Genomic DNA, 18605 nt, shown 5'->3' with positions numbered 1-18605 from the left:
ATCTGAATGAGTCGTAGCGGTGGCTACGGCGATTGAAGATGACGAAGCGTATTGAGAATTAGACAAGTAATTTATCAAATTGTCATTCAGACAAGACACTAGCTTTGGCAGGATTTTGTGGCAACGGCGATTTATTCAGATTCAAATAATTTGATTAAAGATGAGCAAGACAGCACACTGGTACTCTGATCAAAAAGAGCAATTTATCAATTATATAATAGATATAAATGCACGTATTATTGTTTATATGCTCAGTCACAAACAAGACTTAATATATACTGACTGTCAGATATTCGAAATACAGATATGTTTAGCGCAAAATCAAGGAGTCAAATTGTGTATTATACAGAAATTGACTCCTTATTTTGGACTTTGAGCTTGTAATACGCCATTTTTTTGCAAAAAATATCAGTCTATCAGTGAAAAAAGGCACAAGAGACTGATGATATACGAAATAACGATATCTTTTTAGTGAAACCTCTATACATATTGATCAATAACATCAAAAAGGGCAGGGATTCTTTAGTTAATTAGAAGATGGTGGCGCTGACCTCAAAATTCAGTAAAATCCAGTAAAAATCCAGCAAATCCAACAAAATTCAGTAAAATCAAACAAGATCCAGTAAGATTCAGGAAAAATCAGCATAATAAAAATGGGGCCTCACTCTGGATGAATCATCATCCGGAGTGATAGCCCCATTAAACTTTATACATACTTCGCTATGTGATTAACATATAGAAGTTCGACTTCGACAAGCTCAGTCAAACAGCCTTAATCACTAAGCTCAATAAAACTTCGCCATGCGATTAAGATTAGAACTTACCAGCCTTAGCAGCTTCTTCGATTGAAACGGCTGTAGAAACAGTCATACCAACCATCGGGTTGTTACCAGCGCCGATAAGACCCATCATCTCAACGTGTGCAGGAACTGATGAAGAACCAGCAAACTGAGCATCTGAGTGCATACGACCCATAGTATCTGTCATACCATAGGAAGCAGGACCTGCTGCCATGTTATCAGGATGAAGTGTACGTCCTGTACCACCGCCTGAAGCAACTGAGAAGTACTTCTTACCAGACTCAGTACGCTCCTTCTTGTAAGTACCTGCAACGGGATGCTGGAATCTTGTAGGATTGGTTGAGTTACCTGTGATAGATACGTCAACGTTCTCCTTCCACATGATAGCAACACCTTCCTGTACATCGTTAGCGCCGTAGCAGTTAACCTTTGCACGAGGTGAATTTGCATCCTTTGAGTAGCACTTTCTGAATACTTCCTCTACCTCACCTGTGAAGTAGTTGTACTTTGTCTCTACATATGTAAAGCCGTTGATACGGGAAATAATCTGTGCAGCGTCTTTTCCAAGACCGTTAAGGATAACACGAAGAGGCTTTGTACGAACCTTGTTAGCCTTCTCTGCGATACCGATAGCACCCTCAGCTGCTGCGAATGACTCGTGACCAGCAAGGAATGCAAAGCACTCTGTATCCTCTTCAAGAAGCATCTTACCAAGGTTACCATGTCCAAGACCAACCTTACGACGGTCTGCAACAGAACCGGGGATGCAGAAAGCCTGAAGGCCGATACCGATAGCTGCAGCAGCCTCAGAAGCCTTACGGCAGTTCTTCTTGATTGCGATAGCAGCACCTACTGTGTATGCCCACTTAGCGTTTTCAAAGCAGATAGGCTGAATGCCTTCGATGAGGCTGTATACATCAATGCCTGCTGCCATTGTAATATCTTTACATTCTTCAATAGAAGAGATTCCATATTCCTTAAGGCAAGCCAGGATCTGGGGCTCTCTTCTTTCATATGATTCAAATAAAGCCATTATATTTTCCTCCTTACCTTTATCACTGTTTTCTGGGATCGATGAATCTTGCAGCATCAGCTACACGGCCATACTGACCCTTAGCCTTATCAAGAGCTGTGTTAGCGTCGTCGCCAGCCTTGATGAAGTCCATCATCTTTCCGAAGTTAACATACTTATATCCGATGATCTCGTCATTCTCATCAAGAGCGAGGTCTGTGATGTAACCATCTGTAAGCTCAAGATAACGAGGTCCCTTATCAAGTGTTCCGTATGTAGTACCAACCATTGAACGTGATCCCTTACCAAGATCCTCAAGACCAGCACCAATCTGAAGTCCATCCTCTGAGAATGCAGACTGTGTTCTACCATAAACAATCTGAAGGAACAGCTCTCTCATAGCTGTGTTGATAGCGTCACATACAAGGTCTGTATTGAGCGCTTCAAGAACAGTAAGACCCGGAAGAATTTCAGCTGCCATAGCTGCTGAGTGAGTCATACCTGAGCATCCGATAGTCTCTACAAGTGCCTCCTGTATAATGCCTTCCTTAACGTTAAGGGAAAGCTTACAGCAACCCTGCTGAGGAGCACACCAGCCAATACCATGTGTATAACCGGAAATGTCCTTAATCTCTTTGGACTGAACCCACTTAGCCTCTTCAGGAATGGGAGCAGCACCATGATGTACCCCTTGTGTTACGGGACACATATTTTTTACCTCTGTTGAGTAAATCATAAGTACCTCCTTAGAATTTAAGATATAGTGATTTTATAGTGATGATCTTACAATCTATCTGCAAAGAAACGATTACGTCCATAGTATATATGCCAAAAGGGCGCACTCTTCCCTGCTTACTAAACACTACAATTGAGATACTACCAAAAATACCTTGTTTTATCAAGATTTATCTAGACTTTTCCTTTATAAAATATTGATAAACAAAATCCCTACTGCCATATTTCGGCAACAGGGATTCTATAATCATTTCGATATGCAATTAATTATTCAGATACTCTCTTATAGGTTCTGAAGGTATAGGTTGTATCAAAATATGCCTGTTCTTCACTCTCCTCATAAAGTACCCAGTCAGGATCCTCGTCCAGATTAGTAAAGAATCTGTCTGCCTCAAAGGTTCTGTCAATCTTTGTTACAATGCAGGTATCGCACATAGGAAGAAGCTGCTCATAAACGCTGGCACCGCCTATGCAATATACGATATCAGTATCATACTCTTTAATAGCTTCTTTGAGTTCATCAATATCATGAACAACAGTGGCATTTTTTACCTCATAATCTGAATTGGTTGAAAGTATTATGTTCTTTCTTCCTTCAAGAGGCTGCTGTCCGGGAAAAGTCTCAAGTGTTTTTCTTCCATAGACAAGAACCTTCCCCATGGTCTCTGCTCTGAAATTCTTCATATCATTGGGAATTCTTATAAGGAGCTGTCCCTTATTTCCTATTGCCCAATGTTCGTCTGCTGATAAGATAATCTTCATTTTATTCCTCCTGTATAAACAATAGTCTATATCTGACTAAACCGTAAACATCCAAAAAACGTACTCTAATGGTACTCACACAACTTCTACTTTTTTATCATAAAAACCCCTGATATGTAAATAAATATCACATATCAGGGGATTAAATATTATATTGCTATCGGTATATTCTGTATCTGCTCTCCTGCTACTTCATAGTTTTCAAGAGATACATCGTTTCTTGTAAACTGATAAAAATCATGGATATCAGGGTTTAAGCTGAATTTCGGTGCCGGCTTTGGCTCTCTCTTAATCAGCTCCTTGATGATATCTACATGTCTGTCATAAATATGTGCATCAGCAATTACATGTACCAGCTCACCCACATTCATATCACATACCTGAGCCAGCATGTGAACAAGAACAGAATACTGAACAACATTCCAGTTATTTGCTGCAAGTACATCCTGTGAGCGCTGATTAAGGATTGCATTAAGTGTCAGCTTATCTTCACCTTTTTTCTGTGTAACATTGAAGGTCATGCTATAGGCACAGGGGTAAAGGTTCATCTCAGACAGATCCTGGTGTACATAAATGTTAGTCATTATCCTTCTGCTGAAGGGATTGTTCTTAAGGTCGTAAATCACTCTATCTACCTGATCGAACATCCCCTCTTTATACTTGTGCTTGACGCCCATCTGATAGCCATAGGCTTTTCCTATAGATCCGTTCTCATCTGCCCATTCATCCCACACATGGCTGTGAAGATCATTGATATTATTGGACTTCTGCTGCCATATCCAGAGCATCTCATCTGTAGCACTCTTAAGTGCGGTCTTTCTAAGTGTCATAATCGGGAACTCTTTTGAAAGATCGTAACGATTGACTACTCCAAATTTCTTGATAGTGTACGCCGGAGTCCCGTCCTCCCAGTGAGGGCGAACTTTTTCACCCTCTGTACTGGTTCCGTTTTCCAGGATATCCTTACACATATTTATAAAAATCTCATCAGCTTTACTCACTGTACTTCCTCCGAGTTATTATTAAAGCTTATATTTTGCTCCTGCAGTGATTTTCTTCTTCAGAAGCTTTTTGTATGCTGTCTTATGAGCTCTGTCAGGGCAATATACAAATGCTTTCTTCTGAACATTTTTGAATGCGTCTTTTCCTACTATGTTAAGAGACAGGGTCTTGAATCTGATGTTCTTAAGATTCTTGCAATCACAGAAAGCAGCCTTCCTGATTCTGGTGATGTTTGAACCGATCTCAAGGTTCTTAATCTTTGCGTTGCCCTTAAATGCATTCTTCTCAATCTCAGTTACAAGATAAGGGATACCACCGATTGTTACCTTATCCGGAATCTTAAGTGTCTTGGGTACGCTGTTCTTATTAGTAAGACCTGTAACAGTAACAGTACCTGTTCCGTCACCCTTTACATTGGTGATCTTGTATGTAAAGCCATCTGACTTTGCCTGAGCATTCTTAGGAACAACTATTGTGTAATATTCAGTAGGTGAATATACACAGTTGGAAACCTCTATTGTGCTCTCAAGTGCTGATCTGTAGTTCTGGATTGAACCAAGTCTGATGCGAATCTTATTTGCAGGATAACCAAGTGCAAGAAGATCAGGATCGTTAGCCTTTAAGGTATATGTCTTTACTCCGCCGTTTCCAATATACTTTGTCCTTGTGCTGTCTCCATACTTAAGCTCAAGCTGGAATCCATCATATGAACAAAGGCTGTTATAGGTATTGGCCTTCTGCTCATTGTTCCAGGTAAAGGTCATAGATCCATCAGGATTGGCAACTGCCTTGAAATCACCTGCAGGAACAAACGGAACAAACTTAACGCAAAGCTTGTTTACAACGTCGATATGTCTTGAAGTGCTGTCACCATCAAAGGTTGACATGTGAATATAGTAAAACTTTTCCTTCTCAAGACCGCTGACAGGCATAACAATGTCAATTATTCTGGTGCCGCCATCCTCTCTGTAGGAAACGCCATCACCGCCTGTAGCTTCCTTTATAACAGTGCCGTACTGATCCTTGATCTGTACAGTTGTCTTACCGTTTGTCTTCTTATCTCCACACTTGATCTTGGTTGCAAAGCTAAGGAGATATACTCCTTCATCTTTCCCTGTCTTGAATTTGTAGAAATATGAAGCATTATCAGTTACAGCCTCTTCATAATAATGTGTGTTGTAGCTAAGCTCTGTAGCCTGCTGTTGGGTAGAATACCCATGGATAAGATCCCCTTCTTCTGCGTGTACACTCATAGGAAGTGCTGCTGCCAGCATCAAACATGCAAACGCAGTTACTATTCTTTTTTTCATACCATTTCCCTCGCTATTAAAAAATACAAAACTTCCGGCATATTCGTAAAACTAAACAAATAATGTGTTTTACAAACATACCACATACAACATATAGTCTACCACAAAGAATTCTTAGAAACAATTAGCCGCAAAAAAACTTCCCGCACCTCCTGTCAGAGTACCTGGGAGGCGGTGTGGGAAGTCGTTTTTTACAGAATATTTAATTCATTGATATAGGTTTCAAGCGATACTTTTTACACCTACATAATTTACTATATTTTGACTTATTGATTACTTAATTTTGAAAATTTACTCCTTACCGGTTATGACTTTTCGAACGATAAAAAGGATAAACCGTTCGGAATCCTGTTTATAAATACTCAGTTCTCCCACTTATCACAAAGGGCAAGAATCTGATCAGCAAATTTTGCCTTATCCTTATTGGTCATGCCCTCGCTCCTTGCAATGATCGCAGTAAGTCTTGCACCTGCAGCCTTAAGTCTTGTGAATACGTCAGATACCAGCTTGCCGGCTTTCTTAACTGCTGCCTTGGGAACGCCCTCTTTAATTATCTGTCCCGAGATAAGGTCAACCTCTGTTCCGCTGTAGGGTGCATAGGTTTCGTATCCGTACTCATCCCTTAGACAATTGGCAAAAGAGGTACAGGTTCCGTCTTCCCCATGGACGATAAATACTCTCTTTGGTCTCTCCTTAAATCCCTGAAGCCAGTTTATGAGTCCTCCCTTGTCGGCATGTCCCGAAAGTCCGGAAAGTCTGCATATTTCAGCCTGAACATCAATGGTTTCACCGAAAAGCCTCACTTCATCAGCGCCATCAATTATGCTCCTGCCGGTAGTGCCTATAGACTGATATCCCACAAACAGTATCGTTGATTCAGGTCTCCAGAGATTGTGCTTCAAGTGATGCCTTATTCTTCCTGCCTCGCACATACCTGAAGCCGAGATAATTACCTTTGGAGTCTCCTCTTCATTTATGGCTCTTGATTCCTCAGTTGTAATTGCAAGGTTAAGCCCCGGAAACGATATCGGATTGATATGCTTTTTAACAAGGTCCATAGCCTCATCGTCATAACATTCCATGGCGTGATCCGTGAACACTTCAGTTGCTTCAACCGCCATGGGGGAATCCACATAAACAGGGAAATCATCCACCGCTGTCACGAGATGTTCTTTTTTAATAGTCCTGAGGAAATACAGCATTTCCTGTGTTCTTCCAACCGCAAAGGAAGGAATTACTACATTTCCGCCCCTTGCAAAGGTTCTGTTCAATATCTCAGTGAGCTCTGCAACATAATCAGGTCTTTCCTCGGCGTGATATCTGTCACCATAGGTGGATTCCATGACCACATAATCTGCCGTGGAAGTATAGGCAGGGTCCTTAATTAATGGCTGGTCCTTATTCCCTATGTCACCTGAAAATACAATTTTCTTTTCGGCGCCCTTTTCCGTAAGCCAGACCTCTATGCTGGCAGATCCTAAGAGATGTCCGATATCAGTGAACCTTATTACCACACCGTCACATACTTCTATTTTCCTGTTATAGTCACAGGGAACTATGTGTCTTAAGGTGTTATCTGCATCTTCCATGGTATAAAGCGGCTCTATCTGCTTTATATCCTTGTTACGCTTTCCCTTGCGGCTTCTCCACTCTGCCTCCTGCATCTGTATATGCGCACAGTCGCGAAGCATTATGCTGCACAGATCCGCAGTGGGTCTTGTCATAAAAATTTTACCGCGAAATCCTCTTGCATATAACAATGGTAAATTGCCGGAATGATCCACGTGGGCATGCGTAAGAAATACATAATCTATCTCAGCGGCACTGACCGGGAGCTCCACATGTTCAAATGAAATGCGCCCCTGCTCCATGCCATAGTCAACAAGAATGTGCTTATCACCAATCTCCAGGTAATGGCAGCTGCCTGTAACTTCATGATCCGCACCAATGAAACCAAGCTTCATAGGCACCTCCTTTTTGCAAAATCCATTGCAGTCTATATATTAATTTTAAGTCTAATAAATCGAGCTTGCAAATTAAGAAACTATAAACCGAAGCAGTATTATAGTTACTGTTCAGACAGCTCTGCGCACTTGCTGCGCTGAGCGTGAGAATGTTCTACGTCTTGAATATAGGATTTGCCCCTTTGCCGAAGGCAACTGGAATGGGCAAATCCAGTTGCTGTGAGCACCGTAAGGTGTGAGCAGTAACGTATTATATTTTTCTGTCTGAAGCCATAAGAATACAATTCCCTCCGCCGGGACAGGGAACAATTCTTGTATATCTGAAAATGGTTTTCAAAATGGAATTCGTCATATGAGTCTGCATGGAAATGACATCCGGAGCCTCGTTTATCATATTGAGGGCATATATTCCTCCGGGATTCATCATGGAATATACACTTTTTAATGCGTATTCGGAAAGAATAGTTTTAGACACTTCACTTCCGGTATAAGCATCGAAGATAACCAGATCATATTTACTTACAGAAAGGGAATTACCTGAAAAATTAAAGTCCCTGATGAACTCGTAGCCATCCTGAATTTTAACCGTGATTCTCTTATCACTAAGATCGAGGTCAAAGAACTTTTTGGCAAGTTCAACATAGCCTGCATCAACCTCCACCACGGTGATGCGTCTTTCCGGATGGTCCTTAAGATAGAGCTTTGGAATCACAAAACCGCCGCCACCGAAAAGCAGGCAGTTATTAAGTCCTTTATGATGTGCTACCATAAGCTTTAGTGTTTTCATATAGTTAAAAAGAGGGTCTCTGTCCCCATATTTATCAAGGTACATGCCCGACTCTCTCACGTTATCACACAGAAGGAGCCTGACCGCTCTGCCGTTTTCAATGGTATCTCTTATCTCGATGTGTTTGTCTGCCGATTTAAACCTGGTCCTTGGAAACAGATATAGTGAAAGCTGCTCAAGCAGATTCATGGAAACGTCCTCCCAAAAGTTTTCTTACCTGGGATTTTATCATATTTGATATGGAGAGTTTAATTATTACTCATCCTCACAGAAAGTAAACTTATTACCCTCTACCTTTTTGCTTAAGTAAGTTCCCTTATCTGCAAGCTCATACAGCTTTTCGAAGGTCTGCTTTTTTTCTGCATCATAGAATGCAACTCCCATGCTGATGGATATTTTCTTACCATTCATCTCAGGAATTTCTATCTGATCTATTTTATTAAAAAATCGCTGCAGGATCCTTGAACCAAGCTCAGTATCTTTTACTTCCACAACGAATGCTGCGAATTCATCGCCTCCAAGTCTGAACACAACATCGGAATCACGGAAGGAGTCTTTAAGGGCTTTTGCAATGGCTATCAGAACCTTGTCTCCAACTGCGTGACCAAAGGTGTCATTGACAAGTTTAAACTTATCTGCATCCATCAGGCAGAACATTCCACAGGATACGGTAGGGAGCGTTTCGCGAATGCGCTGCTCTCCGCTTCCTCTGTTCATGATTCCTGTCAGGCGATCGGTCTCAGACAGCATTCGGAGTTTTTCCTGCTTCTTTTTATCATCATCAATTGACTCAACTGCAAGAAGCACCTGCGCTATCCTGCCATCATCATGTCTTTTCATTGAAATGTAGCGCATGCGCAGCCAGTGTTCATTTGCATCCACAAACTCGCAGGTTATTGTATTGACGCTTTCCATTCTTTCATCAAGTGTCGACAGATCAAGAAAGCTCCCCAACATCCCAACGAAACGCTCTGCACATATCATCTTCACGAATTCACTTATCCTGGAGCTGTAATTCTGATAATTTCCGCCAAGGACAACATCTGTATCTTCATTTTTCCGGATTACAGATATCATATCCGTCTCTATATCTATAGCAATCATTGCCATATAAATATCCGCAACCGCCAGCACTTCATTGCCCAGATGCTCTACTTCATTCTGTTTATAGCCTATATAATTAAAGGTCACAAAAGTCGCTGCCATGACTAAAAAAAGCACTACAGCAGCTGCAAAATAAATTGTCCTTAAGGAGCTGAAAGCATCCTTCTCATTGATAATAACCGCGATGTACCAGTCTTTACTGCACCTGTCAAAAAAGGTTGCATATTTCTTCCCGTTGTTTTCCAGGATAGTGCTGCCATCATAGCTTTTTATAAGGGAATCCACCAGCGCTTTGCCGAATTCGCCCCTGTCTTTACTGTAATCTTTCCCGACCTCCAGATAATCGGAATGAGCTATGACCATTCCGTTTTTATCCAAAATAATAGCTTCCTCGGCGTTATTCTGAACAATTATTCGCTGCAGAAGATCCTGGAATTCAACCATAAAAAGGTCAACAGCAATAACACTCTCCCCGTCACTTAAAAGTTTGCTGGCAGAGATCATCATTATATGTGTCTGTTCATTAAGGAATGGATTGGAAATAACCGTGCGTCCTTTATTGGATATGGCATCGGTGTACCATGGACGCTCCTTCGGATCATAGGAATCGTTCGGAACCCAGCCGCTTCCATCCAGATATTCTCCTCTTATATAGCCATATAGACCTGTATTGATCCCTTCGATAAGACCAGAATACACCTCGGTCTCACCTTTCAGATATTCACGTATCTCATCACTTGATGAGCCCTTATTTATCATTTCATCTATTGTGATCGAAGAGAAATTTACAGCATCGATAGGTGCTTTCAGATAGTAATCAACCGAATTTGCAGCCTCTGTTACATTATTTTTCCACGCACTGACAAGACTATCCTTGGCTGATATGTATAAGCCATAGAATAATCCACTCATTAAAAGCCCGGTAATGATCATTACCACAAAAGCCATAAATAATAACTTCGCATTTAATTTGAATTTTCTATTAAACAGTCGGATTTTCATCATGGATCCTCATAATGCGAATGTCATTCTTTGGTCAGCGCGGTCCGCATCTCCTTCTCGCACGATTTTAAGACATCATCAACACTTGCATTCCTGTCGAATACAATTTTATCCATGTTGTTTCCAAAAATTATATTAAGATCAGTAAAGTGTTCAGAGGTTTCATCCGCAGCCATCTTGGGATCAAGCGTGGTTGCTATCTCCTTGAACAGCTCCATCTCTTGCTTGTGATTTGCATAAGTAAGCTCGGTTTCCAAAAGACTCTTGCGCACAGGGATAAAGTCGCCTATTTCACAGAAAGTCTTCATCTGTTCCTTGCTTGTTATATACTCTGCCACTATAGCTGCTGCTTTAGGATATTTTGTATCTTTATAGCAAAATAGTGCATTTCCGCCCATATCAGTGCCTGTCTTGCCATTCTTTTGAGGCATGTAGGTCACACCCCAGTTGTCTGGCATGTTTTTCTGCATAAATGAGCAGTGCCAGCTTCCGGCAAAGTCAAATGCAACTTCCTCAGAGACGAAAAGGTTATTGGCTTCCTGGGGACCTGTGAAACCGGACTCAGAAAACAGATTTTCATCTCTCATGTCCTTATAAAACTGAATAGCCTCGCGAAACTCCTTGGAATCAACTGTTATTTTGGTCTGATCCTCACTAAGAAGTGCTCCACCGTTCATATAAACAAATGGAAGAAATCTGTAGCCCAAATTGTTTTGCCATATTCCCGTACCTGCATAATAAAGTCTGTTGTCTTCCTTTACTTTACGGGCAATTTCCTTTAATTCATCCCAGGAATACGCATCAGCCATGCTCTTGGGGATTCTGATGCCGGACTTCTCAAACATGCGCTTGTTATAAAACAAGGCGATGACATCAGTGTGATGCGGCAATGCAACCACCTTTCCATTATGAATGCCACCCATCATGAAACCTTCATTGATATCCTCAAGGCTTTCTCTTGACAGATAAGGTGTAAGATCAAGCATGCTGTCCTGTAACTTGAACTGTCCCAGGTACTGATACTGATATCTCATGACATCAGGCCAGTCTCCCCGGCTGATTCTTGAATTTATAACATCTCTGTACTCTGTTGAGGGGTATCTTTGTCTGATGATTGTTATCTCAGGATGGTCATTCTCGAGCTGGTTTAAGACAGTATCCCATGCCTCCATATCCGTAGGAGATCCGTCCCAGAAGGTAAATTCTATGGTTGCCCCTTCTTCTGCAACAAGATTCTCAGGATTGCCGGCATTATTTAAAACCTCCTCAATAACTGCCTGCGCGGAGGGTGTTGCTTCGACAACTGCAGTATCAGCAGTGCCATTACCGCATCCCAAAGAAAAAACTGTTGAAACCAACAACCAAGATGAAATGATTTTTTGAAGTTTGTTATTCCATTTAAATTCCATCGCAAAATCCCCTCAAATTCATTTAATAGTAAACAGTTTAATTTGTTTCCATTATACTTTAAGACTGTGGCTAAAAACTGACTTTATAAAGATTTAACAGACTATGAGGTCATCGACATATGACAACATTTTTGACAACATTGGAACTGTTTTAGGGGGCTTTTGGGAAGATTATCCACGATACCTGATAAACAAAATGTTTGCTCACAAACTCAGATAAAATCAAATAAAAATGGTTGTTCAGAACTAATCATGAACAACCATATGATCAACGTAATATTCTTCGCTTTGCTCCTCTGTATGTTTCCATAATAGCTACACGCTCCAGGGAAGTCTTACATTGGGAATAGCCAGTTTTTCCGTATATTTATGCTCAAATCTGATTCCGTTGCTACTAAGTTCTTTTAAAAAAGCATCAAAATACACAGGATCCGAAAAGTTCTGTATAAACTCAATAGTTACCTCATGATTTACTGCAGATACCTCAAGCAAAATGCTTTCATTCAGAGGATGTGCCCATGTATGAAATTCTTTAATATATTTTTCAGCCTCACCAAAATTAGCCTTACCAATATAACTGACCGTGGCTGAAAGAACAGCTTTAAGAGACTGACTGTTTTCTTTGGCGGCTTCAAACCGCTCTTCATCTGTTTGAAGTGCCAGAAGCTTTCGCGTAAAACTGTTTATTGAGGCTTGCGTAGATAGCACACTCTCATCCCGCGTCTGAGCAAATACCATTCCCCGGAAGCACATAGCCTGTTTATCAATTGGCCATGTCCACATTTTTTCTTTGTACTCGAGCCATGCTCCACCAACAAGACTTTGGTGTGCAAGCGGAGCATTCAGTGCTTTTCGCTGGTTAACGCACATGCTGATCCTTATAGGACTGACCTTATCAGGATGAACATCAGCTATAGCTCTGCTTAGAAATAGAGCAGTCATCGTTCCGGGGCTTCCATCATTAGCAGAAGAAAAGCGCATTAACTCTGATTCATCTATAGAAATTCCAAATACAGTCCTGACATCGCCTTCTCTTTTCTTCTCTATCTCAGGATTTAGAGAAGGTAGAATTTCTCCGCTGCCACCCGAGGGTGGATCAGGAATGCTGATCGTGGGGTCATCCCACTCCTGTGGCGGAATAATATCTCCCTTAAGACGAATCTTATCTCTGCTGAGCTTAACATTATAAAATTCAGAGCAATAATAATACAGTAAAGTTCTTAAGAGTTCATAAGCCCCCGTTCCATCTGTAAGAGCATGACAGATATTCAGTACGATAATGTCGTCATGCCAGGAAAAAGCCAACATATGGAAGTTAGATTCTTTGCTGTTTAGCTCAATGTCTTTTTCAGTATTTACTACTGCGACAGGTTGCTCATTCGATTCAAAAACATACCGGTCATCCATTTTTGTCAGCTTTACAGCAAAATAAGGATAACGCTCCATAGTAGTATCAACTGCATGTCGAAGTATATTTCCATCGATAGTGTCCTGCATCCTCATTATGAAGTGAATGACATTGGGACTTTCTTTACTTGATGCGTATAAAGAATTGATTTCAGAAAAAAGGAATCTTGTCATCTTTCTTCTCCCTGGTCATATGCGATAAATCACAAATTTATTTTTGCATATAATGGCAATACGCTCGCCCTTCACAACAGTCAGGTCGATTCCCTTGATTGTTTTCCAGGAATCTCCTTTACTTAGAATCTTGTATTGCCGTTTAGCGCTTATAATTGTAGCATTTTTTCGTATATATAATTGTATGCCAATTCTTACTTAAATATTAAATAAATATAAAGTACTCCTAGAGCCCTAGGCGCCGCATGTTTACAACTGTTGTCTTCCTACTTGACTCCATCTCAGATCAAATGAATAAAAGCATATCATATATCATTATGTCCATACGGAAAGCTGTCCACATTCAAATATTATTGGACTTATAGGATGAATAATCCCTCTTACAATCCTCTTGGCTATTGAAACCGGTATGCGTGCCGGTGAGCTCCCTTCCCTTAAGTGGTCTGACATTAAGAGCAACCATTTTCATATCCACTCTCAGCAGCTTTCCAACAGAAAAAAGGTGGTAAAGAGTACTACTATGCAGATTGGACAAAGAATGAGAAGGGGATATCGCAGGGCGGTAGAAAATATCCGTTAACCAAGGATATACGTAATCTGCTATCAGAATTGAAGGAGCTCCAGGAGAAAAAGGGCATCGTATCTGAATTAAACAAAAAGAAAGCTCAGAACACTTGATTTCTCAAGCTTTCTGAGCCTTCAACTCTCGTGCAGAAGATGGGACTTGAACCCACACGCCTCGCGGCACAGGAACCTAAATCCTGCATGTCTGCCAATTCCATCACTTCTGCTAACTGTTCTAATATACATCGTGAATCTCATTACGTCAAGTAACTGCCTCGGCTTTTGCGTCCTTGGGGATAGGGCATATATATCCGCCTGTAGTGCGCTTTTTGAACTCCTCTTTTGCTTCTGTAAGAAGTTCCTGATTCTCAAAAAGGTCAATTGCGGCTGCACATATTACTTTTCCTGCGTGCACTGCTGCCTTGTGGCCTATCTCAGTTCTTGCTGATGAGACGTTCTGCCAGCTGTGTCCGGGGCAGCCGTTTGGCCAGGCTGCAACGTGTATCTGGGCTGTAGGGCAGCACCAGCTAACATCTCCAACATCGGTTGAGCCGGGTTCAAAAGCCTCTCCTTCAAAATGAGGCAGAAGGAATCCGTTCATTCCTCCGACTCTTTTATCAGAAGCCTTTGCACCGGCAACTGTTTTGATATTATTATCTTCCGGTTCCTCATTATCCCCAAGGCTCTCATATGCTTCCCGGCATTGTTTAGCATATTCAGCCCTTAAACCTTTGACATTTTCAGCATACATAATATCAAAAGCTGAGCCAAGACCCGGAGTATGATCACTGTCTTCATAAGTCATGGAAAGCTTTTTTGCATAAAGAAGCTCTTCCTTTGTATATTCCGGAACTCCAAGCTCCTCGAAGTTTTTATATAGTACTCTCTCCAGTACTCTGTTTGTAACTGTGTCGGAGAGGCCATCAACAAATTTTCGCTCGTAGGTGGTCTCTGTCATCAAAACTGCGCCTTCCGCGATCTTGTCCACACGCTTCTGCAGTTCAACCGCTTCAGACACATGATTAGAACGAACCATATAAAGAACCTGCGCCTTGGCCTGAACAACATTGGGGCTGACACCGCCTGCATCAGTTATTGCATAATGAACCCTTGCTCTGTCGCTCATATGCTCTCTTAAGAACTGAACGCCTATATTCATCAGCTCAACTGCATCGAGAGCACTCCTTCCCTTATCAGGAGTTGCCGATGCGTGAGAAGCAATTCCATGAAAGGTGTACTGAACCTGAATACATGAATTGGATGAACCTGTGACAACTTCATTACAGTCCTCAGGATGCCAGGTAAGAGCTGCATCAATATCATCCCACTCTCCGTCCCTTGCCATGAAAGCCTTGGAAGCACAGCCTTCCTCGCCGGGACATCCGTACAGGATTACCGTTCCCTTATTTTCACCTGCGCTCTCCAGATACTTTTTTATTCCGAAAGCAGCAGCAAATGCCCCTGCCCCAAGTAAATTGTGGCCGCATCCGTGACCGCCGCCTCCCTGTATCACAGGAGAATGTTCCAATGCTCCGCCTTCCTGTGAAAGCCCTGAAAGAGCATCATATTCAGCAAGGATTCCGATCACCGGTTTTCCATTTCCAAAGGATGCCTTAAAAGCTGTCGGAATATCACAGATTCCTTTTTCAACAAGAAATCCTTCTTTTGTAAGCGTATCGCAATACAGGTCACAGGATTTATACTCCTGAAGTGAAAGCTCTGCATACTCCCAGATTTTGTCTGCAACCTCAGCTATAAGTTCATGTTTGTCTTCAATTTCACTAATCGCAATTGTCTTCTGTTCGTTCATATGTTCCGATACTACCTCAAAGTACCTTACTTAAAAATTCCTGAAGTCTGGGGTGCTTGGGATGTTCGAAGATCTCCTCAGGAGTTCCATGTTCAAGAAGCTTACCGTCAGCCATGAAAAGAACTCTGTTTCCAACTTCCCTTGCAAATCCCATCTCGTGAGTAACAACCACCATGGTCATGCCTTCTTTTGCCAACTGTTTCATAACATCCAGAACTTCACCTACCATCTCAGGGTCAAGTGCAGATGTAGGCTCATCAAAAAGCATAACCTCAGGCTCCATCATAAGCGCACGCACAATTGCTATACGCTGTTTTTGTCCGCCTGAAAGCTGAATAGGATAAGCATCAGCTCTGTCCTCAAGTCCTACTCTAGCAAGAAGCTCTAAAGCTTTTTTCTTTGCTTCTTCCTCAGGGACTTTTTTCACCTTAACAGGTGCAAGGATCATGTTCTGCATAATCGTCTTGTGAGGGAAAAGGTTAAAATGCTGGAAAACCATTCCCATCTTTTGTCTGTGAAGGTCTATGTCCACCTTGACCCACTTACCGTTTTCATCTTTGTATTTCTTCTTGGTGATATCGATATCATCAAAAATTATCGCTCCACCTGTAGGCTCCTCCAGAAGATTGAGTGAGCGAAGAAATGTTGATTTTCCGCTTCCTGACGGTCCTATAACCACCATCACATCTCCTCTGTCGATATCGATGGTCACACCGTCCAAAGCCTTAATTGCTCCAAAATTGTAATGTTTTTCCAGGTCTGTAACCCTGATGAGTTTATCTCTTGTCGCCACGGCTCATCCTCCTCTCAAAATATGCAATCAGTTTACTTGTAGGGAAGCACAGGCAGAAATAAATCGCCGTAGCAACTAAAAGCGGCTCTATGATAATAAATGTCGCGCCTCTTACTGCGTTAACTGCTGACATGATATCCTGAACGCCGATTGTATATGTAATAGCTGATTCCTTGATAATTACAACGAACTCATTTGCAATCGCAGGCAAAATGTTCTTAATAGCCTGCGGAAGAATTATGTATTTAAGGTTCTGAAACTGGCTCATTCCCAGTGATCTTGCTGCTTCAGTCTGTCCTCCGTCGATTGACTGGATTCCTGATCTCATGATCTCGCAAAGATATGCTCCTGAGTTCATTCCAAGAGCAACCACGCCGGGGAAGAAACGCTCAAATTTTATAAATCCCAGGAAGGTAAAACTTGGCAGCTCTATAAGCGCACCGAAAACGCCATAGTAAATTATGGCAACCTGAACGATAACAGGTGTTGATCTCAAAATCTCAACATAAGCTGTTGCAAGAAAACTTAAAGGGTTAAATTTTCCTATCACTACGCCTATTCCCTTTTCCTTCTGATGACCCTCAGAATCAAGTCCAAGGAAAGCCAGCGGATAGAATCTTGACATTCTCATGGTAGAGAGAATCAGTGCCAGCACGAAGCCGATGGCAACAGTAAAAAGAGATAACATGATTGTAACCACTACGCCCTGCCAGAACAGGCTTGCATATGGCGAGATTTTTGAGAAATTCTCAATTTTGATAAAGCTGTCCATAGTGTTCCTCATTTCAAATTTGTTGGTTGTTTTATCCCGTATCAAATTTACGAAAATCCGATACTTTTATTCATTATAACAGAAAACAAGACTCGGAAACACTTTCATTCCCGAGTCCTGACAGAATTCGTATTGTCTGCGGATTTTATCTTGAAAACCTATCCTTCAGGCAGATTACTGCTGGTCAAGAAGTCCCTCGATAATATCACCACTTGCCTGCTCATTTGCAGTAGCAACAAACTCATCCATCTTTCCTTCTTCGATTGCCTTGGCAATAGCTTCGTTAACACCTGCCTTAAGAGCTTCGTTACCCTTGCTGATGCCGATTGCAGAACCTTCTGCTCCGTCATAGGGAACATCAAGTACTACGCAAAGCTCAGGATAATTCTTGGCATAGCTCTCAGCAACTGCAGTCTCGATGTAAGCGCCGTCAAGCTTTCCTGCAAGAAGCTCAGCAATGATGTCTGTAACCTTAGTAAGCTGAATGATCTCTGCATCAGGGCTGTTGGTCTGAGCAAGGTCAACCTGGATTGAACCTGTCTGTGCACCTACTTCGATATCAGAATTGTTTGTATCTTCAAGGCTTGTGAACTTGTCCTTGTTCTCCTGTGTGCATACGAATGACTGTCCGCCTTCGTAATAGATATCAGAGAAATCCATAATGGATTCACGCTTCGGATCAGGAGAAAGTCCTGCAACACCAAGATCAACTGCCTTAGTCTGAAGCTCCATGAGCACACCATCAAAATCAACAGGTACTACTTCAAGCTCAAGTCCAAGGTAATCAGCGATGTACTCAGCAAGAGCAATATCAAAACCTGCGAGCTTAGGTGTTCCTGACTCATCAACTGCATAAAACTCATAGGGAGCAAAGTCAGGTGAAGTAGCTACCGTAAGCTTACCTGCCGTTACGGTTGAGATGTCAGCAGAAGCGCTCTCTGTGTTATCTTCAGCAGTTTCTGTCTCTGCGCTGTCATCAGCAGCCTCTGTATTCTCCTCAGCGGTTTCTGTGCTCTCTTCAGCAGCTGCGCTCTCAGCCTCTGTTGAAGCCTCAGCAGTGCTCTCAGCCTCTGTAGCAACGCCTGTGTCCTTGGCAGATCCACCGCAGGCTGTCATACTTAATGTCATAGCACCTACTAACATAGCAGCAATAAATTTCTTCTTCATAATAAATCCTCCTTCAATATCCGCATTTACT

At 41.8% G+C, this 18605-nt stretch carries 15 protein-coding genes and 1 tRNA gene; 1 reads left to right on the top strand and 15 read right to left on the bottom strand.

Annotated features, from left to right (window positions below; translation table 11 throughout):
* Positions 1 to 813: 813 nt before the first annotated feature.
* From T501_RS08830 to T501_RS08785, 10 genes are all read right to left on the bottom strand, one after another.
* Positions 814 to 1833: a GGGtGRT protein gene (locus tag T501_RS08830; RefSeq protein WP_026511197.1), complete on the bottom strand. Its 1020-nt coding sequence runs from the start codon at positions 1831 to 1833 to the stop codon at positions 814 to 816.
* Between the two features lie 22 nt (positions 1834 to 1855).
* Entirely contained in the window at positions 1856 to 2548 is a 693-nt protein-coding gene (locus tag T501_RS08825; RefSeq protein WP_026511198.1) for an iron-sulfur cluster assembly scaffold protein, read from the bottom strand.
* A gap of 266 nt (positions 2549 to 2814) precedes the next feature.
* On the bottom strand, positions 2815 to 3309 hold the full coding sequence (locus T501_RS08820; protein ID WP_026511199.1) for a dihydrofolate reductase: 495 nt from the start codon (positions 3307 to 3309) through the stop codon (positions 2815 to 2817).
* A 149-nt stretch (positions 3310 to 3458) separates the two neighbouring features.
* Complete coding sequence (gene thyA, locus T501_RS08815) at positions 3459 to 4310, bottom strand: thymidylate synthase (protein WP_026511200.1); 852 nt, start codon at positions 4308 to 4310, stop codon at positions 3459 to 3461.
* A gap of 21 nt (positions 4311 to 4331) precedes the next feature.
* Entirely contained in the window at positions 4332 to 5621 is a 1290-nt protein-coding gene (locus T501_RS08810; protein ID WP_044914362.1) for a leucine-rich repeat protein, read from the bottom strand.
* 362 nt (positions 5622 to 5983) lie between these two features.
* Positions 5984 to 7585 carry an MBL fold metallo-hydrolase RNA specificity domain-containing protein gene (locus T501_RS08805; protein ID WP_044914360.1) on the bottom strand — a complete coding sequence of 534 codons (1602 nt, stop codon included), beginning with the start codon at positions 7583 to 7585 and terminating at the stop codon, positions 5984 to 5986.
* Between the two features lie 250 nt (positions 7586 to 7835).
* Entirely contained in the window at positions 7836 to 8561 is a 726-nt protein-coding gene (locus T501_RS08800; RefSeq protein WP_026511203.1) for a spermidine synthase, read from the bottom strand.
* A 66-nt stretch (positions 8562 to 8627) separates the two neighbouring features.
* Positions 8628 to 10481: a sensor domain-containing diguanylate cyclase gene (locus T501_RS20150; RefSeq protein WP_081843097.1), complete on the bottom strand. Its 1854-nt coding sequence runs from the start codon at positions 10479 to 10481 to the stop codon at positions 8628 to 8630.
* A gap of 20 nt (positions 10482 to 10501) precedes the next feature.
* Positions 10502 to 11887, bottom strand: coding sequence for an ABC transporter substrate-binding protein (locus T501_RS08790; protein WP_044914358.1), 1386 nt, complete (start codon positions 11885 to 11887; stop codon positions 10502 to 10504).
* Positions 11888 to 12202: 315 nt separating this feature from the next.
* Positions 12203 to 13468 carry a hypothetical protein gene (locus T501_RS08785; RefSeq protein WP_044914356.1) on the bottom strand — a complete coding sequence of 422 codons (1266 nt, stop codon included), beginning with the start codon at positions 13466 to 13468 and terminating at the stop codon, positions 12203 to 12205.
* Positions 13469 to 13859: 391 nt separating this feature from the next.
* Here T501_RS08785 and T501_RS22870 point away from each other — a divergent pair, with 391 nt between their 5' ends.
* On the top strand, positions 13860 to 14048 hold the full coding sequence (locus tag T501_RS22870; RefSeq protein WP_044914355.1) for a tyrosine-type recombinase/integrase: 189 nt from the start codon (positions 13860 to 13862) through the stop codon (positions 14046 to 14048).
* Between the two features lie 129 nt (positions 14049 to 14177).
* Here T501_RS22870 and T501_RS08775 read toward each other — a convergent pair.
* The 5 genes from T501_RS08775 to T501_RS08755 form a co-directional block, all read right to left on the bottom strand.
* Positions 14178 to 14259 (bottom strand) — tRNA-Leu (locus T501_RS08775).
* Positions 14260 to 14294: 35 nt separating this feature from the next.
* Positions 14295 to 15842: an amidohydrolase gene (locus tag T501_RS08770; RefSeq protein ID WP_044914354.1), complete on the bottom strand. Its 1548-nt coding sequence runs from the start codon at positions 15840 to 15842 to the stop codon at positions 14295 to 14297.
* Positions 15843 to 15858: 16 nt separating this feature from the next.
* Positions 15859 to 16635, bottom strand: coding sequence for an amino acid ABC transporter ATP-binding protein (locus T501_RS08765; RefSeq protein WP_026511210.1), 777 nt, complete (start codon positions 16633 to 16635; stop codon positions 15859 to 15861).
* A complete protein-coding gene (locus T501_RS08760) occupies positions 16619 to 17407 on the bottom strand; it encodes an amino acid ABC transporter permease (protein ID WP_026511211.1) in 789 nt (262 codons plus the stop codon). The genes T501_RS08765 and T501_RS08760 overlap by 17 nt, the downstream gene beginning before the upstream one ends.
* A 174-nt stretch (positions 17408 to 17581) precedes the next feature.
* Entirely contained in the window at positions 17582 to 18574 is a 993-nt protein-coding gene (locus T501_RS08755; protein WP_050008216.1) for a transporter substrate-binding domain-containing protein, read from the bottom strand.
* Between the last annotated feature and the right edge of the window lie 31 nt (positions 18575 to 18605).

The organism is Butyrivibrio sp. WCE2006, from assembly GCF_000701985.1.
Classification (GTDB): Bacteria; Bacillota; Clostridia; order Lachnospirales; family Lachnospiraceae; genus Butyrivibrio.
This window is presented reverse-complemented; position numbering and strand designations above follow the sequence as displayed.

What these genes read in the sequence shown, in the direction of transcription:
- T501_RS20150 (WP_081843097.1), bottom strand. Translation starts at nt 10,481, where the DNA reads ATGATGAAAATCCGACTGTTTAATAGAAAATTCAAATTAAATGCGAAG.
- T501_RS08800 (WP_026511203.1), bottom strand. Translation starts at nt 8,561, where the DNA reads ATGAATCTGCTTGAGCAGCTTTCACTATATCTGTTTCCAAGGACCAGG.
- T501_RS08820 (WP_026511199.1), bottom strand. Translation starts at nt 3,309, where the DNA reads ATGAAGATTATCTTATCAGCAGACGAACATTGGGCAATAGGAAATAAG.
- T501_RS08770 (WP_044914354.1), bottom strand. Translation starts at nt 15,842, where the DNA reads ATGAACGAACAGAAGACAATTGCGATTAGTGAAATTGAAGACAAACAT.
- T501_RS08785 (WP_044914356.1), bottom strand. Translation starts at nt 13,468, where the DNA reads ATGACAAGATTCCTTTTTTCTGAAATCAATTCTTTATACGCATCAAGT.
- T501_RS08755 (WP_050008216.1), bottom strand. Translation starts at nt 18,574, where the DNA reads ATGAAGAAGAAATTTATTGCTGCTATGTTAGTAGGTGCTATGACATTA.
- T501_RS08810 (WP_044914362.1), bottom strand. Translation starts at nt 5,621, where the DNA reads ATGAAAAAAAGAATAGTAACTGCGTTTGCATGTTTGATGCTGGCAGCA.
- T501_RS08830 (WP_026511197.1), bottom strand. Translation starts at nt 1,833, where the DNA reads ATGGCTTTATTTGAATCATATGAAAGAAGAGAGCCCCAGATCCTGGCT.
- T501_RS08805 (WP_044914360.1), bottom strand. Translation starts at nt 7,585, where the DNA reads ATGAAGCTTGGTTTCATTGGTGCGGATCATGAAGTTACAGGCAGCTGC.
- T501_RS08760 (WP_026511211.1), bottom strand. Translation starts at nt 17,407, where the DNA reads ATGGACAGCTTTATCAAAATTGAGAATTTCTCAAAAATCTCGCCATAT.
- T501_RS08825 (WP_026511198.1), bottom strand. Translation starts at nt 2,548, where the DNA reads ATGATTTACTCAACAGAGGTAAAAAATATGTGTCCCGTAACACAAGGG.
- T501_RS08790 (WP_044914358.1), bottom strand. Translation starts at nt 11,887, where the DNA reads ATGGAATTTAAATGGAATAACAAACTTCAAAAAATCATTTCATCTTGG.